Raw genomic sequence first — 24,358 nt, 5'->3', positions numbered from 1 at the left:
AGACAGCATTTAATTTTTTTAAAATGTCTGTAGTTTATTGTAAGTATTATTAAAGAAATGTCACTGAATTGTTTTTTGAACTCGGTAACCTGAAAGCTTTAAAAATGTGAACCGTGTCATTTTTTGAAGCTAAATAAAAATATTTTCTCAGGTCATTATAAACTGTAGAGCTATGTTTTTTGCAAGTGACTTTCGGTTTTGATGGCATTAAAATATTGCAACTTAAAACATTGGAAGACCAGCATGCTAACAGCAGAAGAAGCTTTGGATCGTTTAAAAAAAGGGAACCAGCGTTTTGTAAACGGTGAAACAACCCATTTGAAGCTTTTGACTCACCAACAGCGCGCAGAAATGGCCGAAAGCCAAGACCCATTTGCGATTGTTTTAGGCTGTTCAGATTCCCGCGTACCGGCTGAAATGGTATTTGATCAGGGGCTGGGTGATTTATTTGTTATTCGTGTAGCGGGTAATATTGTTGCGCCATCTCAAGTGGGAAGTGTCGAATTTGCAGCAGAAAGCTTTCATTGCCCTGTAGTGATCGTATTGGGTCATACGCATTGTGGTGCCATTCATTCCACCATTGATGCCTTGACCAATCCAGCAGCTCCCCCATCAGCAAACTTGATGTCTATTGTCAACCGCGTACGTCCTTCAGTTGAAATTTTAATGCAGACTGAACTTAAAGATGATCTGGATAAACTGTCTAAACATGCAGTACGTTCCAACGTTTTTGCATCTGTGAATCAGTTGCGTCACGGGTCTGCGGTATTGGAAAATCTAATTGTCCAAGGCAAATTAAAAGTAGTAGGTGCAGAGTATTCACTTGAAACGGGTGAAGTGGTTTTCTTTGATTTTTAAGTAAAAAGCAAAAAGCATGATTCATAAAAGGCGCTTTATAAAGCGCCTTTTATATAGGGATAAGCATTGTTCAACAAGATGCTTTGGGCAGATGCATTGGGATGAACCAGATCGGTTTGCATCAGGTCTTTTTTGCCAGCAACCCCTTCTAAAAAGAACGGCAACAATTTTACCTTATGTTGTTGACTGACAATCTTATAATTTTTTTCAAAGGCTTTGCTATAAGCTGTTCCGTAATTGGGTGGGATTTTCATTCCAAAAACAATCACTTTTGCTTTTGCCTTTTGACTTTGCTGCACTAAAGTTGCCAGATTTTTTTGAATCAACAGCGGTGGCTGACCGCGCAAACCATCATTTCCGCCCAGTTCAATCACCACAATATGTGGCTTATGTGTTTGCAGCAATTTCGGTAAACGCGCCACAGCACCACTGGTGGTTTCACCGCTGACACTGGCATTGACCACTTTATGCTGTTTCGGATATTGTTGGTCTAGACGTTTCTTTAATAATGCTACCCAGCCTTGCCCTGCCTGTAGGCCATAACCTGCACTAATACTGTCACCCACAATCATAATGGTTTTCGCAGATGCCATGACCGGGCTAAGACCCAGACTGAGCATGGCCAGGCAAGCCCATACAAGAGTTTTCAGATTGCGATTTTGCATATAGGAATTTTATGACTTACGTTAATAGCGACCATTCCATCATGCCACAAGTGATTATCTCTGCACAGCAGCTTAGCCAAAAGATAAAATTTGCCCAAAAAGAGCTCAGCATCTTTGAAAATCTAAGCTTTGATATTTATCGTGGTGAACAGGTAGCGATTACCGGACGATCCGGCTCGGGTAAATCGACCTTGCTGGGTATTCTGGCCACGCTGGATCAGGCCAGTTCAGGAACATTGCAGGTATGTGGGCAATCGATTGGCGAATTGAATGAAGAACAGCGTGCGCTGGTGCGCTTAAAAAATATCGGTTTTGTGTTTCAGTCCTTTCAGCTGCTACCGCACTTAACGGCGGTGGAAAATGTCATGTTACCGCTACGCTTACAGCAAAATTTTAACTTTGCTGCAGCGGAAAAAAAGGCTTTAGCCTTACTGAAAAAAGTCGGCTTGGAACGTCAGGCCACCCAAACTCCCAAAGTCTTGTCTGGTGGTGAGCAGCAAAGGGTAGCGATTGCCCGTGCTTTAATCAGCGATCCACAAATTATTTTTGCCGATGAACCAACCGGTAATCTGGATGCGCAAACCGCCAATGAAATTGAACAACTGTTGTTTCAGCTGAATCGTGAGTTTGGCACCACGCTAGTGCTGGTCACTCATGATTCAACATTGGCCCAGCAATGCCAGCGTCATTTTGAGTTGCGTGATGGCCATTTGATCGAACATGGCTCGGGAGAGAACTGAAATGAATCGATTATTTCGGCCCTTGTTGACGCAAAGCTTTAAAAGTACGGGTGTTTATCTGCTGATTATTGCCTTGACCCTGGCGATTAGTGCCACCACTGCGCTGAAATTTAGCAATGAACAGATTCAGAATGCCGTAGCCTTACAGGCAGCAGAAATGCTGGCAGCTGACCTGGTGCTGAGCGACAATCAGCCACTGGAACAAAAGTGGCAGAATCAGGCCAGACGATTAAAACTGCAACTATCCCAAGTCACCGCTTTCAGTTCAATGGCGCGTACCGATGATCAATTTGTCATGGTTAATGTCAAAGCCATCGATCAGGCATTTCCCTTACGCGGCGAGTTTCAGGTGCTGCCCCAGGCCCAAACCATCCAGTCCGGTGAGGTCTGGATGAGCCCACGTGCCATGGATTTATTGCATGTTAAATTGGGTGATAGGGTCAATATCGCGGATGGACAGTTTAAGGTCACGGCAAAAATTGTGTATGATTCCAATCAGGAAATGGGTTTTTCTGGTTTTTCACCGACGGTGATTATTTCCCGTAATGATGTAGCCAAAACCAATGCCATTCAGGTGGGGAGCCGTGCCGAGTATCGTTTGTTAATGGCGGGTGATCCCGAGCAAACCAAGCAGTTTGAACAAGATTTTAAGCAACAGCAGCACGCGACCTTGCCGAAAACAGCACTCGATGCACCAACACAGGATGAGCAGAATAGTCTCAGGTTAAGAAATGCCAGCGAAAGCAATAGTCGTTTAATGAAACCGATTGCCAATCTGGATACCTTCCTGCAACTGAGCAATATCTTGACCATTTTGCTGTGCGGGATTGCGATTGCTCTGACCAGCCAGCGTTATGTACAACAAAATCAGGACAATATTGCATTGATGCGTTGTATCGGTGCGACACGAGGACAGATTCTCAATGCCTATCTTACCTTGCTGGCCGTGGTTTTGCTGGTCGCCATGCTGATTGGCAGTCTGGTGGGTGTCGCTTTGGGTTACGGTTTGCTGCAATTGATGCTGCAACTGATTCCAAATTTACAGATTGTATTTTCAGCAGGAGAGATGCTGCTGGGACCATTACCGATTGCCATGCTGACCAGCGCAGTGGTGCTATTGGGATTCATTGTGCCCAGCTTATGGCAATTGCTCAATACCCCGCCGATTCGGGTCATTCGCCAGCAAGAAAAGTCAGTACAATCCATGCTCTGGATGTTAATCATGGGCACAGCCAGCTTGGCCCTGTTCAGTATCGTATTGACAGAAAATATCTTGCTCACTGCTTGGGTAATGGGGGCGATTGTACTGCTGTGTACACTGCTCTATGTATTGATCTGGGGCTGTTTAAAGTTCATCAAAAACCTGAAAGGGGCAATTTCAGCCTATGTGCGGGTGCCGTATCAAACAGCTTTTCAAATTACTGCTCTGGCACTGGGCCTGAGTCTGATGACAGTGTTAACCGTGTTGCGGACAGATTTGCTGGAACGTTGGCAGCAGCAATTGCCTGCAGGCACACCGAATCAGTTTGTTTATGGCCTGCCACCGTTTGATATGCCAGCCTTTAAAGCTCAGATTAAGCAACATGGATGGCCAAGTACGCCTTTATATCCCAATATTCGTGGCCGATTGGTGGCGAAGAATGATCAGCCCTTTGCAGCAGATCTGGTCAAAAGCAACAATTCTTTACGCCGTGAACTGAATTTAACTCAAACCACCGAATATCCGGCTGACAATATCATTGTGCAGGGCACAGCAGCCTTGAAACATCCTGGTGAGGTGTCGGTTGAAGCCAAAATTGCAGAGGAATTGGGCATCAAAATCGGCGATCGGTTGACTTTCAGCCTGCCTGAAGGATTGATTCAGGCCAAAGTAGTGAACTTGCGCAGTGTGGAATGGGAAAGCTTTAGTCCGAATTTTTTCTTTATTTTCGCCCCCAAAACTATGGATGAAAATGCGGGTAGCTATTTAGGCAGTTTTTATGTACCGGAACAGGATAAAAACCAGATGGTTGCGCTGATTCAGCAATTCTCTAACACCGTTTTTATTGATGTTAGCCAGATTCTGGATGAGGTCAAACGTCTGGTGAATGTCCTTGTACAAATTGTTACCATTCTGGCACTGTTGGTCAGTGTTTCGGGTATTCTGGTGTTAATAGCCTGTTTAAACCTGTTGATGGATGAGCGTAAACGTGAAGTGGCTTTGCTACGTTCATTCGGCAGTTCCAAACAAAAACTTAAGCAGATGATGACCCTGGAAATTGGTTTTATGGGATTCATGGCAGGAATCGTATCTTGCCTGTTTGCCGAAGTCATCAGCGCCATTGCCAGTTATAAAATGAATCTGCTGATTCAGCCCCATTGGCAAATCTGGCTGATTTTACCCATACTGATGACGCTACTGTGCGCGCTGATTGGACGTTATCGTTTGAGTTATCTGTGTGATATTCCGCCACTGCAAAGTTTACGTGAGATGAATCAATAGCAGATTCATCTTCAGTAGACAAAATTCAGGGCATTAAAAATGCAGTTGTGCCCGCATAGCGGCTAATATTTGCCGCCAGACTGGTTCCAGAATCTGCACTTGCTGCATGCAGTAAGCATACAGCAAATAACAGCTGATGATGCCTACTGCCATGCCTACTACAAAAGCCAAATTCGGTTTATGTATTCTTTGTCCCACATACCAGATTGCTGTCAGCACCGCACCCATCAACATGCCGCCAATATGTGCGGCATTGTTAATTCCGGCGATGGTAAAGCCAATCAACAAATTGATGCCCATAATCATCAGCAGGCTTTTTTTATCTAGAATAAAACGTTGTTTCGGTAATAGGGGGAGTAGGGATAAAATAGTCAATGCACTGCCAATACCCATCACGGCACCCGATGCACCGGCACTGACGGTGGGAAGAAACTTAGGATCATTGCTTTGCAAGAGTGCAAAGGTATTTTGAATATCAATGAAACCACTGAGTAAACTGCCCATCAGACCGGCAAGAATATAAAGTCCCAGATAATAAAACCGGCCTAACAGCTGTTCAGCCACACTGCCAAAAATATACAGTGCCCACATGTTTAGCATTAAATGGATCAGGCCAAAATGAAAAAACATGCTTGTAAACAGGCGAGTGGGTTCCTCTAAAAAGGTTAAAGGTGCATAATCAGCACCCCAATGAATCGCATCGACCAGACTTGGAGTCGTAATATTGACTCCACTCAGGACTTGCCAGAGAAATAAACCGACATTGATGGCAATAAAAACTGCCGTTAGCCACCAAAGATGAACCTCGGGTTTAGTTCGAATGGGAGGGGGAGAAAGTTCGGCCATGCTATTCTTTTATAATCTTTGCTATATTCAGCATCCAGCTTAGCACGAAAAAAAACAGATTTTTGGAGTAACTCACTGACATGAAAGCTTTTATTGTTCGTAGTTTGTTAATACTTGTCAGTCTGGTGCTTTTGGTTCAACTGTGGATTTTTTCAAGTTTGCTGTGGTGGCGCACCCATCCGGTGGATACCACCATGATGATGCGTCTGGATTATTGGTCCGAACCTTCGAAACCGATTAAACATGAGTGGCGTGATTATGATCAGATCAGTGATTATATGAAACATGCCGTGGTTGCTGCGGAAGATGGAAAGTTTTTGCAGCATAAAGGTTTCGACTGGGAAGGCATGCAGTTCGCCTTAGAACGTAACAAAGACAAGGGTAAAGTGGTCGCAGGCGGTTCAACCATTTCCCAGCAACTGGCCAAAAACCTGTTTTTATACAATAAGCGTTCCTTCCTGCGTAAAGGACAGGAAGCGGTTGCCACCTGGATGATGGAACGCATGTGGTCAAAACAGCGCATTCTGGAAGTCTATCTCAACTCGGTAGAATTTGGTGACAATATCTATGGCATAGAAGCCGCTACCCAGCATTATTTTGGCAAAAGTGCGCGAAGCCTGAGTCGTGAACAGGCGGCATTCTTAGCAGCCATTTTACCTAACCCTAAATATTATCAAGATCATCAACATGATAAAAAATTACAATATCGTAAACGCATGATTCAAAAATATATGCGTTATAGCCATATTCCCTAATTTAGGATTTATTTTCAAAAAGCCCAGTGATTTGGGCTTTTTTTTATGAAATTGTCATAAATTTGAAGCATACTTATGAAGATACGGACTACTTTCGAATAATCATAGGTTAGGGTATGAATACGGCTGCTAATACGACTCCGGCGCAAATAGAATATACATATAATGATCGCTACATTAATCGTGAGCTTTCTATTCTCGACTTCCATTTGCGGGTATTGGAACAAGCGGTCGATCCTTTACATCCTTTGCTTGACCGGATGAATTTCCTACTGATTTTCTCGCGTAATCTGGACGAATTTTTTGAAATTCGCGTTGCCGGCGTGATGGAGCAACTGGACTTGGGTAATGAAAGTCGTAGTCCAGACGGTTTAACTCCGAAGCAGGTGCTGGATATTATTTCCAAAACCACGCATGAGGCAATTGACCGCCAATACCGTATTTTAAATGAACAAATTTTGCCTAAACTGCGTGAAGAAGACATCTGTTTCTTGCGTCGCGGCGAATTAACTCCGGCACAGTCGGCTTGGATCAAAAAATATTTTCAGGAGCAGGTGGCGCCGGTACTGACGCCAATCAGTCTTGATCCGGCGCATCCTTTTCCACGGCTAGTCAATAAAAGCCTCAACTTTATTGTGACTCTGGAAGGTAAAGATGCTTTTGGCCGTCAGATTGATTTGGCCGTAGTGCCTGCACCGCGTTCATTGCCCCGTGTCGTGCGCTTGCCGGATGAACTTACTGGCGGGAAAGAGCATCATGTGATGCTGTCTGCGATTATTCATGAGCATGTTTCAGACCTGTTCCCGGGCATGACAGCAACCGGCTGTTACCAGTTCCGTGTCACCCGAAATGCCGATCTCGCTTTAAACGAAGATGTGGAAGATTTGGCCAAGGCCTTAAAAGGCGAATTGAACTCGCGTCGTTTTGGTCGTGCGGTACGTCTGGAAGTGACTCATAATTGCCCGAAACATATTTATGACTATTTGCTGGATGAGTTTGATCTGGAAGAAGAGCAACTGTATAAGGTTGATGGCCCGGTTAACTTGGCACGGTTATTGTCCAATTTTAAGCGTCCACATTTACGCTATGATTCACATACGCCTATTATTCCGAAAGTGCTGAGAAAGTCTGAAAATATTTTTTCTGCCATGCAGAAGCAGGACATTCTACTCCATCATCCGTTTGAATCTTTTGCCCCAGTCATTAACTTGTTACGTGAAGCGGCACGTGATCCACAAGTTTTAGCCATCAAGCAAACGCTATATCGCAGTGGTCCGGATTCTGAAATTGTTCAGGTCTTGGCGGAAGCAGCACGTAATGGCAAGGAAGTGACAGCGGTAATTGAACTCCGTGCCCGTTTCGATGAAGAATCCAATATTGAAGTAGCGAATGTACTGCAAGAAGCTGGAGCAGTCGTCGTGTATGGCATTGTCGGTTATAAAACCCATGCCAAAATGATTCTGGTGGTACGCCGTGAAAATAATAAGCTGGTGCGTTATGTACATTTAGGTACCGGTAACTACCATGCTGGTAATGCCCGTATTTATACTGACTATGGTTTGCTGACCACAGACAAAGAGCTTTGTGAAGATGTGCACCGCATTTTCCAGGAATTAACCGGTATGGGGAAAATGGCAAAACTGAAAAAGTTATTGCATGCTCCTTTTACCTTGCATGCTCAGCTGATTAATTTTATTGATGATGAAATTGCCAATGCCAAAGCCGGCAAGCCTGCGCAAATTATTGTCAAGGTGAATGCCTTAACGGAAATGCAACTGATCAATAAATTATATGAAGCATCGCAAGCCGGTGTACAAATTGATCTGATTATCCGTTCAATCTGCTGCCTGCGTCCCGGTTTACCTGATCTGTCTGAAAATATTCGGGTACGTTCCATTGTTGGACGTTTCCTTGAGCATACCCGTGTCTATTACTTCTTGAACGGAGGAGATAGCCGGATTTACTGTTCAAGTGCAGACTGGATGGATCGAAACCTGTTCAATCGTGTGGAAGCCTGTTTCCCGATTGAAGATGCAGCATTGAAAAAACGCATTTATCAGCAAGGTTTACTGAATTATTTAAAGGATAATCAGCAAGCGTGGTTACTGCAAAGTGATGGTACATGGTTACGTGCGCAAGTTGCTGAAGGGCAAGAAGCACATAATGCACAGCGTATATTATTAGAGATGATCAAATAATCCACAATAGTGTCCCCATCTCAAATCAAGGAGTCTTTGGATTCCTTGATTTGATTGATTTATTCATAAATTATTCCCAATAAATCATCCTCAACTTAAAAAATAAAGGTTCTACGCTGGCAATTTTTCTGTAGATATTTTTAATATTGTTTTTCTAATGAATGATTAAAAAAAGGGTTGATCTTCTATCATCATGATAGAAACGGCTAATAGCAGTTCACTAACAAGCTTGTACTCACAGTGGTGGTATATTTTATTTGGTTACTTGGTGATAAAAATAAACAAACAGCTATTCCTGAAACTGGTGAATTTATAAAATAAAAGTAAATTTAAGTCTCTGTACAGTAAAGAATATTTAGATATAAATTATTTTATTTTGACTTATTTGTGGTTGAGTTATTTTCTTGTGCAAAGTACAGGTATTCTTATAAATGATGAAAAATACCCAATTATAGGGATATTAGAAGTGATATTTAGCTTATAGCATAACAGTGCTTTTTGTTTGGGTTGACTCAACAATCCTATTTCAACTCCAAGGGCTATAATATTTCTATTACAATCAGAGTAATGGAAATATTTTACCTTACATGGCTTATCTGGGTGGATAAGCTATTTTTTACCTTTCATTTTTAAATGAAACATAAAATACCTATTATCAAGTATATAAAGTAGTTGAATGGTTGCCTGGAATTGCTCACTTTTGATGGTGTTTGCAATTCAGAAGTGAGTAATTTCTTGAATGTAACTTTCTCTGTTTATCCCTATGTATGAGAAGTTGTCCATTTGTTTTAATTAAGGTTTATCCGCGTGCTAAGCATTTTTTTATGAAGAAAATAAGGCATTTGATTAAAAAAATGAGCCTGCATACTTTACATTAAGTATAAAAAAAGGAGCAGTTGCTCCTTTTAATAGATTGAATCTTTTAATGAAGAGTCTGGGTGATTTTTTGCAAGATTTGTAACAGGACATCAAACTCGCTTTGCAATGGGGTACTTTTACGTGTCACCAGGGCAAGAGTACGGCTTGGCGCTGCCTCTATAGGTTTCACCACCAAGTCTGAATTGGCTTTAATCATATGGTTATGAATCGCAATTTCAGGAAGCAGGGTAAAGCCTAAGTCTGAACAAACCATTTCTATTAGTGTCGGTAATGAACTTGCTTTTAAGCGATGATCATTTTTGCGTTCACCAATTGGACAGGCACTTAACACATGGTTGCGTAAACAATGACCTTCTTCAAGTAATACTAAGCGCGATAAATCCAGATCATCCAAACTGCGGGCATTCTGCGCATTCTGATCCGCTTTATGGTAAACCAGATACAGATTTTCTTTTGCAATTTCTGCAACTTTTAAGCCACGTGTGTCAAAAGGCAATGCCAACACGATCATGTCCAAATTACCATGTTCGAGTTTTTCGACAATTTTTTCACTTTGTGCTTCGTGCAAGTGCAGCTGAATTTTAGGAAGTTGTTTATGCACTTCATCTAGCAGTTGCGACAGAATAAAAGGTGCAATTGTGGGAATAATCCCTAAATGTAGATCACCTGTTAAAGGTTCGCTCATTTCACGACTTAAACGCATCAGGTCTTGGGCATCTGCCAAAAGAACACGGGCTCGTGCAACAACCTGTTCACCAAGCGGAGTTAAACGTACATTTTGGCGATCGCGTTCAACAAGTACTCCACCTAGCAAGCGCTCTAACTCCATGATCCCGCCAGACAAGGTTGACTGGGTCACAAATGAACGGCGCGCAGCTTCAGTAAAATGCAGCGTTTCAGACAGTGTAACGAGGTATGACAGCTGTCTTAAAGAGGGTAATGCAGCCATAGTGTCCTAATGTTTTGATTTAAAGTGATCAGCAAATAATCCGCTCAGATATGGAATAAAATGCGGTGGGATATCATGCCCCATTCCCTCAATTAATTCAAACTTAGCATCAGTAATTGCCTTTGCAACTGCTTTGCCATGACTCGGTGGCAATAAACGATCACGAGAGCCATGTACCACGAGGGTAGGTTGCTGAATTTGCTTACCCAATTGTAGCAAAGAACCTGTACATAATATTGCTAAAAACTGTTGAAGTACACCCGCTGGATAGTAACTTCGTTGATATAATTTGCGTGCTGTCTGAATAATTTCCAGTTGATTGATATATCCAGATGAGCCAATAATGTTAAATACCTTCACGCTATGGTTCACAATGCCTTCTTCATCAGTCGATTCTGGTCTGCCAATCAGGCTAAACAGTTGTTTGGGAAAAGGCGGTGGTAATAAAGGCTGATTGTTACTGGTAAACATCAGGCCCAGATTACTGACTTTTTGTGGATGTTTTGCTGCCAGAATTTGTGCAATCATGCCCCCCATGGAAGCGCCAATGACCGAGACTTGTTGCAGACCCAAACGATCAATCAGTAGTGCTGCATCTTCTGCCATATCATATAAGTTATATGGCGCACCTTGATTTTGTAAGCCTAAGGCAAAACGTCCCATCAATTTCAATGTGTTGAGACGTGGACCAGAATGACGAATTTTGGAAGACAAGCCAATATCGCGGTTGTCAAAACGAATTACGCGATAACCTTGGTCAATCAGGGATTTGCAGAAAAAATCAGGCCAAAACAACATTTGCGCACCCAGACCCATAATCAGCATGATGGCAGGATGTTCCGGGTTTCCACCCATTTCCACATGAAGTTCAACGCCATTACCTAAATTGACTTTGGTTTCATGCATAAAAGATGTATAGGGAGAACCCGTAAAACTGAGTGCGCTATCCATTGTTATTTTCCTAAAAAAGGACATTTTGCTGAAAAAATGTCCTTGGTATTAAAACCTTAAACTGCAGCAGGAATCAAGTCCGGCACCAGTTTGGTGAGAATCAAACGCTGTTTGGCAGCACTTGGTCCCAACAAGACAAAACCACGTAAGGTATTTTCACTATCGATGGCTTTAGCAATCATTCCATCTTCGAGTTCTTCTGTTTCCCAGTTTACATCAACGTCCACAGGTGCAGGAAGTACTGTCAGTGGTGCAGCAGGTGTTTTTACTGCAACCGGCATTGCCGGGTAATGCACATGGGTTTTTTCACCATTCAAGGTTTTGGCTAAGGCACGTGCCTGTTGCATAATTGGCATGACATATGGCAGCAGCAAACCATTGACTTCGGCGCAGTCCCCAATGGCATAAATATCTGCCTGGTTGGTTTCCAGATGGCTATTGGTCAAAATACCGCGACTGCAATGAATATCAGCAGCTTTTGCTAACTCCAGATTCGGGTGTAAACCAATCGCAGAAAGTACAATGTCGGCAATCACAGACTGACCATTGGCTAACGTGATTTGATAATCGCCTTGTTCCACTTTGATGACTTTTTCAACCGTGGTGCCCAGAACGAAGTGAATACCGGTATCCTCAAGTTTTTCCTGGAAAGACGTTGCAACATGGGCGGGTAATAAGCGTCCCAAAGGTTGAGGAGCCAAATCAATCACAGTCACTTGATGGTCTGTGTTTTGCAAGTCATTGGCAAATTCACAGCCAATCAGACCGGCACCTAAAATCACCACACGTTTATCGTGATGTTGATCCAGATTTTTACGGAATGCCTTGTAGTCCTCTAAATTATTGACGACATGAATATCATCACTGCCATCGCCTGCAATCGCTACGCGAACAGGATGAGCACCCACTGCAAGAACCAGCTTGGCATAAGGCTGAGTACTTTGCTGACCATCTTTTTCTAAAATAAGCTGATGTTGGGCTGCTTGAATTTCTTTGACCCAGGTATGGGCTTCAATACGCATATTCAGTTGCGTTGCCATTTTAGCTGCATCGCCTAAAGCAATTTGTTCAGGTGCCTTGTTCCCAGCTAAAGCATTGGAAAGTGTCGGTTTGGCATAGTTTACCGCATCATCTGCACAGATCATGACCAGCTCATGCTCGGGATTAAGCTTGCGAAATTCACGTGCTGCGGTATAGCCGGCCATACCAGAACCAATGATGACGATAGGATGCATATTATTCTCCAGACTGTTTTTCTTTAATAAGACATAAAAAAAGACCATTCACTATGGTCTTTTGTATCAATAATCAGACTTCTACCATTTCGAAATCAACTTTTGATACACCACAGTCCGGGCAGGTCCAGTCATCCGGGATGTCTTCCCATTTGGTCCCTGCGACAATCCCATCTTGTGGCCAACCTTCAGCTTCGTCATAAATCCATCCACAAACGATGCATTGATATTTCTTCATTTGACTCTCCAAAACACTGACTTTTCAAAAATATGCGGTCAGTAATATTCCATATACCGTGTGACTCTATTGATATGACTTTCAATGTACACATTCAAGCAAATTTTTACGCAGTTCTATCTACAATGTAAAGCAAATATCGGAGTTTAAGGACAGAAATTGAAACCAGAATTGCTGAGAAGAACAAAACTGGTCTTTAAAGCATGAAAATAGGCAGAAGTGGAGCAATATAAATTAACTTTTCTTTTTAAGCAGTGCGACAAACAAGATTTTGGATCCCAGCGTAGTCAAAGTGGATAAGTGGTCTTTTTAGACTAAGGTCGTGCAGAAAAAAAAACCTGTATTTGTTATTCTATGATTAGATAAATCTATACCTATTATTTATTTAAAAAATTAAATAACTAAATCAGTAAGTTATAATTTTGTGATTATTTTTATTATGGTTTAAAAGTAAGCGCTGACTGGTCATAGGCCTAATAAAGCGTTAAAATTCATATATTCTCTTTTAAAATACTTTTCTCCCATGAGCAATCTGTCTACAACTTTGTGGTCTAACATTCGTACGGTCCAGGATTTCCCTAAACCAGGTATTTGTTTTTATGACTTGACTCCATTATTTATGGGAAACATTGAGTTATTAACTGACGCTTTAGTTGCCAGTATTCCTGCTGAAAAATTGGCAGAAGTCGACAGTTTTGTTGCAGTTGAAGCGCGCGGTTTTGTACTTGCAAGTTTATTGGCGCAACGTTTGGGCAAAGGTTTATTGCTGGTTCGTAAGGCAGGAAAATTACCGCCACCAGTGGTTGGTGTCGGTTATAGTCTGGAATATGGCATGGACCGTCTGGAAATGTCGGCTGATGTTCAAGCGCAAAAAATCATTATCGTAGATGATGTGTTAGCCACTGGCGGTACGCTAAAAGCAGTTAAACAGTTAGTGAATAAATGCAAGCATGAAGTTTTAGGGGCTAGTGTTTTTCTGGATTTGCCAGATTTGCATAATGACCTCGGCTTAGATATTTGGTCGGTATTAGATGAAAAATCTCAACCAGAACAAGCTGTTGCTTGATTAAAGCATGTGAAAAAAGCCTTGGTTATTCCAAGGCTTTTTTATTTTTTCAGAAAATATGTCTGCATATGCTGAAGCAGTCCATTGATATTTTCTGGACTGGCTAAACGATGATGTCCACCTTCGACGGCCTGAACCTGCATATAGGGTTCGAGTTGCTGTTGTACAGCATACATATCCAGTTCTTCATCGCCTAATTCCAGATAGGCAATTTGTGCAATATCATGTTCCAGATCATCTTCGCTAATAGGTGGATAATCAGCACGAAAGTCTGGGCTTAGGCTGGGATTGGCAATAATCGCCGGAATTTTGTATAGGACTGACATTTTTAAGGCCCAGTAAGCCCCCAAGCTATGGCCAATCAGAATTTCCGGTTGAATTTTGGCAATAATTTCCCGGTAAAAGTTAGCGACGGTTTGAAAATTCAGGTTGCGATAATCTACATCGATACAATATTTATGATCGGCGTTAATAGCATGGAATCTGGCTGATTCACGCGAAGAATCGAGTCCATGCAAAAATAGGATTTTTAAAGGGCATGTCGTCATTTTTTTAGTTCATACTTTCTTTATTCACAAAGATAGACACAGTCGAATAGATTACTTTTCAACTATTTTTCTTGAATCTATTGTAAGTGACTTGGCTGAACAAAGAAGTTAGCTTTTGGTCTAAGGTGTATTTCAGATCAATCTAATAAACTTAATTTAAAAATAAATTATTTATTAAAAATAAATGCTTGGTGTGATTTATTGTTCAACTCAGTATTCAATAACAAAATGTAGCGATGGTGTAAAAAATGGTTTCTCTACTTTCATGGACAGCATGTTTTGGAGAGTTGGCCACGCTATTGAAACATTGAGTTATGCAATTTTAATTGCAGCCTTACCTTAAAAAGTACGGCAGGTATATGGCATCCTTAGCTATAGCCAATGAACCTACGGCAACGGTATGGTTGCTACGATTGAGCGTTTGGAAGAGTTGAAAGTGGTGATCTTTAAACATTTAGCTAGGGTTTGAGAGAGTATTGAAGATTTGGAAGGTGAAGAAGTTAAAAAATGGAAGGGTGCTTTAGAGAAATATGTTCTGGAGCAGATAGATGGAAAAAACATACTCAGGGTGAATGTAGGTAGGTCTAAAGGCTATCGGGAAATGATGGAAAACGGGTTTAAAAGGGTTATGAGACTGTTAAACAGCTTACCGAAGCCTAGCCAGATGAAGTAAAGAACCCGGCTTTTAGCAAATCAGTGCATTTGTATAGCAATAAGACATTCGAAATTTGCACTAAATCTGCTATGCTATGCAACTTCCGTTTTTTACACATATTCGAGGCAGAGATGACGCAACATAACGCTCAATCGACTTCTGAACCACACATTTCCGAAAACGATTTAATTGCACAGCGTCATGCCAAGTTAAAGCAGATTCAAGACCACGCAAAAGAAACTGGTATTAGTCCATGGCCAAACGCGTTTAAGCGTGAGCACTATGCACAAGATTTACAAGACCAATTTGCTGAAAAATCTAAAGAAGAAATTGAAGCTGGCGAACACGTCCATGTAAAAGTGGCTGGTCGCGTGATGTTGAACCGCGGGTCATTCATTGTGATCCAGGACATGACTGGCCGTATTCAGCTTTATGTTGCACGTAAAGAACTTGCACCTGAAGTACTGGAAACCATCAAGAGCCTGGACCTGGGCGATATCATTGCAGTTGAAGGTTATATCGGCCGTTCCGGTAAAGGTGACCTGTATGTACACATCGAGAAATTTGAACTTTTAACCAAGTCACTGCGTCCACTTCCAGACAAATTCCATGGCTTAACTGATACAGAAGTCAAATACCGTAAACGTTATTTGGATTTAATCGTAAACGAAGAAACCCGTAAAACCTTTGAAATTCGTGCCAAAGTGGTTTCTGGGATTCGTGCCTATTTAAGCAATGAACGCTTCATGGAAGTGGAAACGCCAATGATGCATGTAATTCCAGGCGGTGCTTCTGCGCGTCCGTTTGAAACGCATCATAATGCCTTAGATATGCCGTTATTCTTGCGTATTGCACCTGAGCTTTACCTGAAACGTTTGGTGGTAGGTGGTTTTGAGCGGGTGTTCGAGATTAACCGTAACTTCCGTAATGAAGGGGTTTCAACCCGTCATAACCCGGAATTCACCATGATTGAATTCTATCAGGCTTATGCAGACTATAAAGACTTGATGGCTTTAACTGAAAATATGCTTGAGAAACTGGCGCTAGATATCCTGGGTACGACAGACGTTCCTTATGGTGAAGAAGTGTATAGCTTCAAGGGTCCATTCAAGAAAATTTCCATGTTTGATGCCATTCTGGAACACAACCCGCAATTTACACCTGAAAATGTATCTGACCGTGAATTCCTGGCGAAATTCATTCAGGAAGAATTGAAAGAACAGGTGAAACCTGGTTTTGGCCTAGGTAAACTGCAAACCATCGTATTTGAAGAAACGGTGGAAACCAAACTGCGTCAACCGACATTCATTACCGAATATCCAGCGGAAACTTCTCCATTGGCGCGCCGTAATGATGAAAATCCGCACATTACTGACCGTTTTGAATTCTTCATCGGTGGTCGTGAATTGGCCAATGGTTTCTCGGAATTAAATGACCCGATTGACCAGGCAGAGCGATTTCAGGCACAGGTTGCTGAAAAAGATGCCGGCGATGATGAGGCGATGCACTTCGATGCAGACTTCATTGAAGCCCTTGAATACGGTCTTCCTCCTACAGCAGGCGAGGGTATTGGTATTGACCGTTTAGTGATGATTTTTGCCAATGCACCAAGTATCCGTGACGTGATTTTGTTCCCGCATATGCGTCATAAACATGCATAAATTGTGAATGAAAAGAACCCGCTCAGTGCGGGTTTTTTATTGCCTGAAACTTATGATGGCTTGAAAATCAGGCAAAAAAATACGCAATGATTGGGGTGATCATTGCGTAGAACAACGAATCTGTTTGCACAGTTCGGTTAAGGAGAATGTTAGAACTAGGGGTAGCTCTAAGCATTTAAGACATCTTAAAATGAAGGCTGAGTCATTTCATGATGCTTTCAGTTAAGTTGTGTTAATTCAGGTTAATCACTCTGGGTTAGTGTGATTGATTACTCATTTTTTAGCTATAAAAAAGCCCCTCTAGAAAAGAAGGGCTTTTAAAAATATACAGTGTTTAGAAGTGGAAAACGCCAAGTCCTGCTTTCACTTCATCAAGGGTTTGCTGGGTAATATCACGGCACTTGTCAGTCCCGGTTTTTAGAATATCCATGATGTAGTCAGGATCTTTCTGTAATTCCATACGACGTTCACGAATAGGGCCAATCAGTTCTTTCAAAATGCCTTCAAGACGTTTTTTCACCGTACCATCGCCCAAACCGCCACGTCGATAATGTGCTTTTAACTCTTCCAGCTCTTCTTTGTTGGTATCAAATGCATCTAGGTAAGTAAATACCACGTTGCCTTCCACCTGACCTGGATCTTCAATACGCAAATGATTTGGATCGGTATACATGGCATTCACAGCTTTTTTGATGTCCTTGTCAGATGCATCCAGCACAATGGTATTGCCCAAAGACTTCGACATTTTTGCTTTACCGTCGAAACCTGGTAAACGACCAACATTAGACAGCAGTGCCTTACATTCAGGTAAAATCTCATGACCAATCTGACGGTTTAAACGACGCACGATTTCGTTGGTCTGTTCGATCATTGGAATTTGGTCTTCGCCCACAGGTACGACAGTGGCTTTAAATGCTGTAATGTCAGCGGCTTGTGCTACAGGGTAACACAGGAAACCTGCCGGAATATCGCGCTCAAAGCCGCGCATCTGAATTTCAGATTTAATGGTCGGGTTGCGCTCTAAACGAGATACAGTGACAAAGTTTAAATACAACATGGTCAGTTCATTCAGTGCTGGCAAGCAGGACTGAACACAGATGGTGGTTTTGGTCGGGTCAATACCTACAGCCAAATAATCTGTTGCCACTTCAATAATATTACGGCGTACTTTTTCAAAGTTATCGGCATTGTCGGTTAAAGCTTGGGCATCAGCAAGAAGGAGATGTTGATGGTGAGAATCCTGTAAACCTACGCGTGAACGTAAAGAACCTACAAAATGACCTAAATGAAGTTGTCCGGTTGGGCGGTCGCCAGTCAAAATAACAGGACGATTGTCTTGATTACTCATTATCTCTCTATTCCAAAGTAGTGAACACTACATACTTATATGCTGATGTATTGCCTTATTGTACGGCATAATGTTTTTGAATGTCAGGCACTATAAAAACAGATCATTGAAAAAATAAGAACAATTTAATGATGTGGATACAGTTTTTTTGAATCTTTCTCTTTAAAATAGCCGATAGAACCTTTAGGGATAACAGGAATGGCGAGTAGTTTATTAATATTATTAGATGATATTGCAACTGTTTTAGACGACGTTGCTGTCATGAGTAAAATGGCGGCAAAAAAAACCGCAGGCGTATTGGGTGATGATCTGGCACTCAATGCTCAACAGGTGAGTGGCGTGCGTGCAGAGCGTGAGCTGCCTGTGGTTTGGGGTGTTGCCAAAGGCTCTTTTGTGAATAAGCTCATTCTGGTGCCTCTGGCGTTACTGATTAGTGTGATCGCGCCGTGGCTCATCAATCCGTTATTGATGATTGGTGGTCTGTTCCTGTGTTATGAAGGGGTAGAAAAAGTGCTGCACAGTGTGCAGCACAAAAAAGCCACGACGGAAGAAGCGGCTGAAGCAGAATTCAATGCCATTGAAACTGATTTGGCCAAGTTCGAGAAAGAAAAAATCAAAGGGGCGATTCGTACCGATTTTATTTTGTCTGCTGAAATTGTGGTGATTTCATTGGGTACCGTTGCAACAGCTGCTTTTGGTACTAAGGTGATGGTGCTGTCAGCTATTGCGATTATCATGACTATTGGGGTGTATGGTTTTGTCGCCATGATTGTCAAAATTGATGATCTGGGATTGTACTTAACCAAGCAGGCATCGGGTTTCAAGCAAACTGTGGGACGCGGTTTGCTGGCGTTTGCCCCAAAACTGATGAAAACTTTGACCATTGTCGGAACCATTGCCATGTTCCTAGTGGGTGGCGGAATTATTACCCATACCATTCCATTGTTCCATCATGTGACCGAAGACTCGGTCGATTATGTACAACACCTTCCTACAATGGGCAATATTATTGGCGCAGTGACTCCGACCTTAATTAATCTGGGGATTGGTTTTGTTGCTGGATTGTTGGTTTTAATTATGGTTAGCGTTATTCAGAAGATGAAGTCCAAGTCAAAACAGGCTTAATGATGAAAAAGCTCGCTAAAATAGATTGAGCTAATTCTAAGGAAAAGCACTATGCGCTGGAAAGGACGTCGAATCAGTAGCAATGTAGAAGACCGTCGTGGTGGTGGCGGAGCTAAAGCAGGTGGGATTAGTATCTTGGGGCTGGTCGTCGCATTCGTGGCCTGGAAATTTTTTGGAGTCGATCCTCAACAGGCTTATCAGGCCACCAAACAGGTCACTTCACAATCACAACCGGCTGAAACCAGAGGTTTGGAGAATCCAAGCCCGGAACAGCAGGAAGCCATGGATTTTGTCGGTACGGTATTGGCAGATACCGAAGATACCTGGAGCCAAGTGTTCCAGCAGCAGCTTAATGCGCAGTATGTCGCGCCTAAACTGGTGATGTTTAATAGGGTGGTGGATTCGGGCTGTGGTACCGCACAATCTGCCATGGGGCCTTTCTATTGTCCTTCGGATCAGAAAGTGTATATCGATACGGCTTTCTTTAAAGATATGCGTCAGCAAATGGGTATATCCGGTGAGCAAAACAGCACGGAATTGTCCCGCCAGGATCAGGCCGGTGATTTTGCCCAGGCTTATGTGGTGGCTCATGAAGTAGGACATCATCTGCAAACGCTGTTAGGTATTTCAGCACAAGTGCAAAAAGCCCGTGCCCAATCGAGTGAAGTGCAAGGCAATCAGCTTTCTGTACGTCAGGAATTACAGGCAGACTGTTTTGCCGGGATTTGGGCGTATCACAACCAGCAACGCACCCAGTTTCTGGAGCAGGGCGATATTGAAGAAGCCATGGATGCAGCGCATAAGATTGGTGATGACTATTTACAGAAACGTGCGACCGGGCAGGTGGTACCTGATAGTTTTACCCATGGCAGCAGCCAGCAGCGCATGAAATGGTTTGAAACCGGGTTGAAATCGGGGAATATCAATGATTGTGATACTTTTAATCAAGCCATTTAAATAGTAATGAAGCATTAAAAAAAGAGGATATTAAATCCTCTTTTTTTGTTAACCATGAATAAACTGTTTAAAGTTCCGGATAATTCGAATAGACACATACAGTGCTGCCAATGCAAACAGTGCCATACTAAACAGGTGATATTTTAAATCTGAAATATCAGCTTGATAAAATTGCTGAATTTGCGGCTTAGAATAAGACCATTGCTGCTGCTTTTGGGTACGACTATCTTGATAATTAACCTGCTGGATATAATGCTGCTGACCTATTTTTAATAGCTCTAATTGCTGGATTTGTCGGGTATGGGACTGGTTATATTCATCTGTACAAATATCTTGCAGATAATGCTGGCAGTTTAATTTGGTAATATAACCATTCTGTGCAATCACAATATAAATGGCCTGATCCGGGCGTTGATTATTCGAGACCAGCACCAGTGGTTTGTCAGGTGTAGATTTTAAGGAAATCTGCGTGGCGTACTGAAAAGCTTGATCTGCTTTTATAATTTCTCGGCTTTTTGAAAAAATACTCAAAAATAAAGTCAAGGTAATAAGAAAAATGATCCCTGCAAAAAAAAGCCGAAATATGGTTTTAACTGTTTGATGCATGGTTAAATTCAACTTAATGTAGAGAGAAATGAAAAAAATGAGGAGATACTAAATAAATGGATCTTGGGCTATGTTAAATCATTGCTAAAAATATGTAAAAAAACTTAACTATTTTGTGAGTCAAAGAAAAAATGGTTAAACTGATTCGGTGAATAAATAGTATTGAATTAAATATTTATTTGGAAATGGTGGGATGCGTTCGCTTTATTCCAATCAATCGCTCAAATTGGAACTTTAATGGGAAATTTCTTTTTTCTTCAGGTCTTTACAGTTATTTTTGCGCTTTCAATTGCAACGACTATTTTTAATAAGCGTATTTTAGGTTTTCCACAGGCGATAGGTGTACCCATTGTTTCGGCAATTTTTGTCTTTATTTTACAATGGGGTGCCAGTTTACTCAGTGGCAACAAGTTCATCACCATTAATATTCACAATATTGAAGAAGCAGTTCGTCATATTGATTTCTATGATTTTTTAATCAATGGCGTGATCTGTTTTATCCTGACCTCTTCCGCTTTAAAATTTAAAGTGTCCGATTTAAAAAGCCACTGGAAACCGATCAGTATTTTGGCCAGTATTGCACTGGTACTGTGTGCGGTATTTTTTGGTGTCACTTTATATGGCTATCAATTCCTGATTGGCAAGCATGTCGATTTATTGGTGCTTTTACTGTTAGGTGCTGCATTGGGTGCGACCGACCCGATCGGAATTAAAGGTGTACTCAGTTCGGTACGTGCACCGCATCACCTCATGGTTAAACTGGAAGGTGAATCACTATTTAATGATGCCATGTGTATCGCCGTATTCATGACTTTATTATATGTATTGCAGGGTGAACATTTTACCATTGTGGGTACGTTGCAAACTTTGCTTTACGAGATTGTAGTGGCCATAATTATTGGCTGGGGTTTTGGTCTGGGCATTCTAAGATTGCTTCGTGGCAAACACGAAATGGAATCTTTGATTTTAACCACCGCATTACTGGCTTGTGGTTCATATTTGGTGGCTTTATTTGCCCATGCCTCTGCACCCATTGCCTGTGTGATTGGCGGTTTGGTGGTAGGAAATAAGTGGAAGGAAATTTTACAAGAACGTGAAATTCGTGAAGTCAACCATTTCTGGCATACCGTTGAAGGGATCATCAATTCCTTCTTGTTCACCTTGATTGGTCTGGAACTGTTTATTCTGGATTTAAGCATTAGTTTAATTCTGGGCGGGATTGTGGCGTTCCTGATTCTGCATGCTTCGCGCTTTGCTGCCAACTATCTGTCATTTGCATTTTTCCCGAACTTTAGAAACAAAAGCTATAATGGTAGTTTAGCAATTTTATCATGGGGTGGGGTGCGTGGCGGAATCTCGCTTGCCTTGATTCTGGCGGTAGCAAATATTCCTGAACTCAGTGAGTACAGCAGTATCCTGGTAGGCTATACCTTTATTGCCGTTTTACTTTCCGGCGTAGTCTGTGGACTGGGTTTACCTGCGGTCATGAATGCCTTTTATTATAACCCCAATGAAGAAACCACGGGTTTTAAGGGCTGGTATCAACGCTTGTGTCATAAAATGAACCGCAAAGGCTTTCAGTATATTGTTGGTGAAGATGCCAACGGCAATGAAACTATTACCGTATATAATCCGGATGCCTTAATTGATAAAAAAGCCGAAGATGGTGTTGCAGTCATGCATAATCCAGAGAAGGTGCAAGTCGTGAAACGTTTGGAAAGTCCGGATAATTTCTAAGTGTAAAACACAAATAAAAGAAGCTCATAACGGGCTTTTTTTATAGCTTGAAATTTTAAATGGGATGATTTAAGGACCTTAGTATGCCAGAACCTTCAGGTCGCTCCAGTGATGAGTTGGCGCGTCAAATTCTGCAAGTGGTTGCCTTAATTCCATATGCTAAAGTGGCCAGTTATGGACAGATTGCCCGTATGGCAGGTTTACCCAAACATGCACGTTTAGTCGGTTATGTATTAAAGCATCTGGATTCAGCGGCGGATATTCCCTGGCATAGGGTTATCAACTCTCAAGGAAAAATTAGCCTAAGCAAATTAAATGAAAGCGGAGAAAGTATTCAACGATCAAAATTAGTGGCAGAAGGGGTAATGGTGATTGGAGATAAAATTAATTTAAAACAATATCAGTGGATGAATAGTTGATAAAAGCTGTAGGTAGATTGATTATCGGAATAAAATTTTCCCACCTTTAGTTAAAGATGGGAAATATAAGAGAATATTATTGGCGAACAATCAGCACCGGAATATGAGATTCTCCGAGTACACTTTGAGCAACGCTACCCAGGAACAGTTTTTTCAGACCTGTACGGCCATGTGAACCAATGATGATCAAATCAGCATGGCTATCTTCAGCAGCTCTCACAATTTCACGATGAATCACTTGTCCTTCAAGAAGTTTAGTTTCTACTTCAAGGCCTTGTTCATTGAATTTTGCCTTTGCTGCTGCTAGCGAATCAACAATCGCATTACGAGCACGTTCAATCAAGTCATTGGTTTGGCTAGCAGAAATGTATTCTGCTGCGATATACGGATCAAGTGCTAAAACTTGAACTACTGTAATTTTACTGCCAAATGCTTTAGCAAACTCAGCTGCTTTAGCCACTGCTGCATAAGCTGTTTCTGAACCGTCAACTGGGACTAAGATATTTTGATAAGCCATGTGTATTTCTCCTTATAATCCTTACTAAAATGTATCGTATTAAGACTAGAACTTCTTGTTCAATAAAAACGTTTGAAATGATACTAGCTGTATTTCTATTAAAATAAAACCTAGTAATTTCATGGGGATAATTTATTCCCTAAAACAATTTTATAATTTAATCTATCATGATTTTGTTTAAAAACTAGCGGGCTTAAAACTAAAGTCTGAGGAAATTGTAAGCAGATTTCTTATTTGCAACCATTTGTAAAAATAGATGTGAACAGTTCTTTAAAATTGTCATATCATAAATGTGGTAACTTATTAATAATGAATTAAAAAATGCATGAAACAGATCAATTAAATTGGCAACGTGATAATTTTGAAAATATTGGAACTGCTTGGGAGGGTGATCTTTAGGATCGTGAGCGTTTAGGAATTCAGCTTACAAATTATGTTGATCGTTTGCGGTGTGGTGCTGTGTTGGCATTGGATGCACGTTGGGGTGAAGGTAAAACGTGGTTCGTATGTCATTGGACAAAACATTTAAATAATACAGAACATAACGTCATTTATTTAGATGCCTTTGCAAATGATTATTTGGATGATCCATTTCTTGTTATCACCGCTGAAATTACAAATATTTTAAATAAAGATAAAAGAACTAAAAGAAAAGTTAAAAAATTGATTGAATTGTCTGCATCAGTCGGTACAGCATTATTGCCATCTCTACCTAAAATTGCTTTAACTCTCGGATTACATCTAGTGGGTGCAGGACTTCAGTGTGCCGCAGCAAGCGGCGTAAGAGATGAGGGTATGGCCCCTCGCTATCGGCTTGCAGGAGCAGGTAGCAAACCACCATAAGCGGCTTGGATCAAAAGTCCCGGTCGTGAGCGTTATGGAAAAGGCATCGTAGAGATGTCAGGTAAGAATTAGGAAGGCGA

21 protein-coding genes and 1 pseudogene are annotated in these 24,358 nt (G+C 41.6%); 12 read left to right on the top strand and 10 right to left on the bottom strand.

Annotated features, from left to right (window positions below; all coding sequences use genetic code 11):
• Positions 1–243: 243 nt before the first annotated feature.
• Positions 244–858, top strand: a complete 615-nt coding sequence (locus FTT87_RS10940; protein ID WP_086195941.1) for a carbonic anhydrase — start codon at positions 244–246, stop codon at positions 856–858.
• A 35-nt stretch (positions 859–893) separates the two neighbouring features.
• Here FTT87_RS10940 and FTT87_RS10935 read toward each other — a convergent pair whose 3' ends face one another.
• Positions 894–1,478 carry an arylesterase gene (locus tag FTT87_RS10935; RefSeq protein ID WP_373423519.1) on the bottom strand — a complete coding sequence of 195 codons (585 nt, stop codon included), beginning with the start codon at positions 1,476–1,478 and terminating at the stop codon, positions 894–896.
• A 56-nt stretch (positions 1,479–1,534) separates the two neighbouring features.
• Between FTT87_RS10935 and FTT87_RS10930 the strand changes: the two genes are divergently transcribed.
• Positions 1,535–2,263 (top strand): ABC transporter ATP-binding protein, encoded by a 729-nt coding sequence (locus FTT87_RS10930; protein WP_086195939.1) that lies wholly within the window; start codon positions 1,535–1,537, stop codon positions 2,261–2,263.
• Between the two features lies 1 nt (position 2,264).
• Positions 2,265–4,745: an ABC transporter permease gene (locus FTT87_RS10925; RefSeq protein WP_180082105.1), complete on the top strand. Its 2,481-nt coding sequence runs from the start codon at positions 2,265–2,267 to the stop codon at positions 4,743–4,745.
• Positions 4,746–4,778: 33 nt separating this feature from the next.
• On the opposite strand, the gene FTT87_RS10920 is transcribed toward FTT87_RS10925, so the two are convergent.
• Positions 4,779–5,591 carry a rhomboid family intramembrane serine protease gene (locus FTT87_RS10920; protein ID WP_180082104.1) on the bottom strand — a complete coding sequence of 271 codons (813 nt, stop codon included), beginning with the start codon at positions 5,589–5,591 and terminating at the stop codon, positions 4,779–4,781.
• Between the two features lie 80 nt (positions 5,592–5,671).
• On the opposite strand from FTT87_RS10920, the gene mtgA reads away from it, so the two are divergent.
• Together mtgA and ppk1 are read left to right on the top strand one after the other, a co-directional pair.
• A complete protein-coding gene (mtgA, locus tag FTT87_RS10915) occupies positions 5,672–6,346 on the top strand; it encodes a monofunctional biosynthetic peptidoglycan transglycosylase (RefSeq protein WP_180042938.1) in 675 nt (224 codons plus the stop codon).
• Between the two features lie 116 nt (positions 6,347–6,462).
• Positions 6,463–8,544, top strand: a complete 2,082-nt coding sequence (ppk1, locus tag FTT87_RS10910; RefSeq protein ID WP_180042939.1) for a polyphosphate kinase 1 — start codon at positions 6,463–6,465, stop codon at positions 8,542–8,544.
• A gap of 922 nt (positions 8,545–9,466) precedes the next feature.
• Here the strand turns inward: ppk1 and oxyR are convergent.
• The 4 genes from oxyR to rubA all read right to left on the bottom strand — a co-directional run bounded on the left by oxyR (position 9,467) and on the right by rubA (position 12,796).
• Positions 9,467–10,372 carry a LysR family transcriptional regulator OxyR gene (gene oxyR / locus FTT87_RS10905; protein ID WP_180042940.1) on the bottom strand — a complete coding sequence of 302 codons (906 nt, stop codon included), beginning with the start codon at positions 10,370–10,372 and terminating at the stop codon, positions 9,467–9,469.
• 6 nt (positions 10,373–10,378) lie between these two features.
• Positions 10,379–11,323, bottom strand: a complete 945-nt coding sequence (gene estB, locus FTT87_RS10900) for an esterase EstB (protein ID WP_218944805.1) — start codon at positions 11,321–11,323, stop codon at positions 10,379–10,381.
• A 56-nt stretch (positions 11,324–11,379) separates the two neighbouring features.
• On the bottom strand, positions 11,380–12,558 hold the full coding sequence (locus tag FTT87_RS10895) for an NAD(P)/FAD-dependent oxidoreductase (RefSeq protein ID WP_180042941.1): 1,179 nt from the start codon (positions 12,556–12,558) through the stop codon (positions 11,380–11,382).
• Between the two features lie 73 nt (positions 12,559–12,631).
• Entirely contained in the window at positions 12,632–12,796 is a 165-nt protein-coding gene (rubA, locus tag FTT87_RS10890) for a rubredoxin RubA (protein ID WP_086195931.1), read from the bottom strand.
• 523 nt (positions 12,797–13,319) lie between these two features.
• On the opposite strand from rubA, the gene FTT87_RS10885 reads away from it, so the two are divergent.
• Positions 13,320–13,862, top strand: a complete 543-nt coding sequence (locus FTT87_RS10885; protein WP_086176209.1) for an adenine phosphoribosyltransferase — start codon at positions 13,320–13,322, stop codon at positions 13,860–13,862.
• Between the two features lie 41 nt (positions 13,863–13,903).
• On the opposite strand, the gene FTT87_RS10880 is transcribed toward FTT87_RS10885, so the two are convergent.
• Positions 13,904–14,410 carry a YqiA/YcfP family alpha/beta fold hydrolase gene (locus FTT87_RS10880; RefSeq protein ID WP_180082782.1) on the bottom strand — a complete coding sequence of 169 codons (507 nt, stop codon included), beginning with the start codon at positions 14,408–14,410 and terminating at the stop codon, positions 13,904–13,906.
• A 786-nt stretch (positions 14,411–15,196) separates the two neighbouring features.
• Here FTT87_RS10880 and lysS point away from each other — a divergent pair.
• Positions 15,197–16,726, top strand: coding sequence for a lysine--tRNA ligase (gene lysS, locus FTT87_RS10875; protein ID WP_218944789.1), 1,530 nt, complete (start codon positions 15,197–15,199; stop codon positions 16,724–16,726).
• Between the two features lie 334 nt (positions 16,727–17,060).
• On the opposite strand, the gene trpS is transcribed toward lysS, so the two are convergent.
• On the bottom strand, positions 17,061–18,074 hold the full coding sequence (gene trpS, locus FTT87_RS10870) for a tryptophan--tRNA ligase (protein ID WP_180082570.1): 1,014 nt from the start codon (positions 18,072–18,074) through the stop codon (positions 17,061–17,063).
• Between the two features lie 198 nt (positions 18,075–18,272).
• Between trpS and FTT87_RS10865 the strand changes: the two genes are divergently transcribed.
• The gene (locus FTT87_RS10865) at positions 18,273–19,199 is read left to right on the top strand and encodes a DUF808 domain-containing protein (RefSeq protein WP_180082572.1); all 927 of its coding nucleotides are present in this window, start codon (positions 18,273–18,275) and stop codon (positions 19,197–19,199) included.
• A gap of 51 nt (positions 19,200–19,250) precedes the next feature.
• Positions 19,251–20,156, top strand: coding sequence for a neutral zinc metallopeptidase (locus FTT87_RS10860; protein WP_180174855.1), 906 nt, complete (start codon positions 19,251–19,253; stop codon positions 20,154–20,156).
• Positions 20,157–20,204: 48 nt separating this feature from the next.
• On the opposite strand, the gene FTT87_RS10855 is transcribed toward FTT87_RS10860, so the two are convergent.
• Positions 20,205–20,762 (bottom strand): hypothetical protein, encoded by a 558-nt coding sequence (locus tag FTT87_RS10855; RefSeq protein ID WP_180082576.1) that lies wholly within the window; start codon positions 20,760–20,762, stop codon positions 20,205–20,207.
• Positions 20,763–20,999: 237 nt separating this feature from the next.
• On the opposite strand from FTT87_RS10855, the gene FTT87_RS10850 reads away from it, so the two are divergent.
• Positions 21,000–22,499, top strand: coding sequence for a sodium:proton antiporter (locus tag FTT87_RS10850; protein WP_180082578.1), 1,500 nt, complete (start codon positions 21,000–21,002; stop codon positions 22,497–22,499).
• Between the two features lie 83 nt (positions 22,500–22,582).
• Complete coding sequence (locus tag FTT87_RS10845) at positions 22,583–22,918, top strand: MGMT family protein (protein WP_180082581.1); 336 nt, start codon at positions 22,583–22,585, stop codon at positions 22,916–22,918.
• 76 nt (positions 22,919–22,994) lie between these two features.
• On the opposite strand, the gene FTT87_RS10840 is transcribed toward FTT87_RS10845, so the two are convergent.
• Positions 22,995–23,435 carry a universal stress protein gene (locus FTT87_RS10840; protein WP_166167484.1) on the bottom strand — a complete coding sequence of 147 codons (441 nt, stop codon included), beginning with the start codon at positions 23,433–23,435 and terminating at the stop codon, positions 22,995–22,997.
• Positions 23,436–23,756: 321 nt separating this feature from the next.
• Between FTT87_RS10840 and FTT87_RS10835 the strand changes: the two are divergent.
• Positions 23,757–24,191 (top strand): annotated as a pseudogene (locus tag FTT87_RS10835) (P-loop NTPase fold protein); the annotation flags it as partial.
• Between the last annotated feature and the right edge of the window lie 167 nt (positions 24,192–24,358).

The sequence above is a fragment of the Acinetobacter sp. YH01022 genome (genome assembly GCF_013420235.1).
Lineage (GTDB): Bacteria > Pseudomonadota > Gammaproteobacteria > Pseudomonadales > Moraxellaceae > Acinetobacter.
This window is presented reverse-complemented; position numbering and strand designations above follow the sequence as displayed.

Coding starts and splice junctions, on each gene's coding strand:
- FTT87_RS10940 (WP_086195941.1), top strand. CDS start 244: ATGCTAACAGCAGAAGAAGCTTTGGATCGTTTAAAAAAAGGGAACCAG.
- FTT87_RS10935 (WP_373423519.1), bottom strand. CDS start 1,478: ATGCTCAGTCTGGGTCTTAGCCCGGTCATGGCATCTGCGAAAACCATT.
- FTT87_RS10930 (WP_086195939.1), top strand. CDS start 1,535: ATGACTTACGTTAATAGCGACCATTCCATCATGCCACAAGTGATTATC.
- FTT87_RS10925 (WP_180082105.1), top strand. CDS start 2,265: ATGAATCGATTATTTCGGCCCTTGTTGACGCAAAGCTTTAAAAGTACG.
- FTT87_RS10920 (WP_180082104.1), bottom strand. CDS start 5,591: ATGGCCGAACTTTCTCCCCCTCCCATTCGAACTAAACCCGAGGTTCAT.
- mtgA (WP_180042938.1), top strand. CDS start 5,672: ATGAAAGCTTTTATTGTTCGTAGTTTGTTAATACTTGTCAGTCTGGTG.
- ppk1 (WP_180042939.1), top strand. CDS start 6,463: ATGAATACGGCTGCTAATACGACTCCGGCGCAAATAGAATATACATAT.
- oxyR (WP_180042940.1), bottom strand. CDS start 10,372: ATGGCTGCATTACCCTCTTTAAGACAGCTGTCATACCTCGTTACACTG.
- estB (WP_218944805.1), bottom strand. CDS start 11,323: ATGGATAGCGCACTCAGTTTTACGGGTTCTCCCTATACATCTTTTATG.
- FTT87_RS10895 (WP_180042941.1), bottom strand. CDS start 12,558: ATGCATCCTATCGTCATCATTGGTTCTGGTATGGCCGGCTATACCGCA.
- rubA (WP_086195931.1), bottom strand. CDS start 12,796: ATGAAGAAATATCAATGCATCGTTTGTGGATGGATTTATGACGAAGCT.
- FTT87_RS10885 (WP_086176209.1), top strand. CDS start 13,320: ATGAGCAATCTGTCTACAACTTTGTGGTCTAACATTCGTACGGTCCAG.
- FTT87_RS10880 (WP_180082782.1), bottom strand. CDS start 14,410: ATGACGACATGCCCTTTAAAAATCCTATTTTTGCATGGACTCGATTCT.
- lysS (WP_218944789.1), top strand. CDS start 15,197: ATGACGCAACATAACGCTCAATCGACTTCTGAACCACACATTTCCGAA.
- trpS (WP_180082570.1), bottom strand. CDS start 18,074: ATGAGTAATCAAGACAATCGTCCTGTTATTTTGACTGGCGACCGCCCA.
- FTT87_RS10865 (WP_180082572.1), top strand. CDS start 18,273: ATGGCGAGTAGTTTATTAATATTATTAGATGATATTGCAACTGTTTTA.
- FTT87_RS10860 (WP_180174855.1), top strand. CDS start 19,251: ATGCGCTGGAAAGGACGTCGAATCAGTAGCAATGTAGAAGACCGTCGT.
- FTT87_RS10855 (WP_180082576.1), bottom strand. CDS start 20,762: ATGCATCAAACAGTTAAAACCATATTTCGGCTTTTTTTTGCAGGGATC.
- FTT87_RS10850 (WP_180082578.1), top strand. CDS start 21,000: ATGGGAAATTTCTTTTTTCTTCAGGTCTTTACAGTTATTTTTGCGCTT.
- FTT87_RS10845 (WP_180082581.1), top strand. CDS start 22,583: ATGCCAGAACCTTCAGGTCGCTCCAGTGATGAGTTGGCGCGTCAAATT.
- FTT87_RS10840 (WP_166167484.1), bottom strand. CDS start 23,435: ATGGCTTATCAAAATATCTTAGTCCCAGTTGACGGTTCAGAAACAGCT.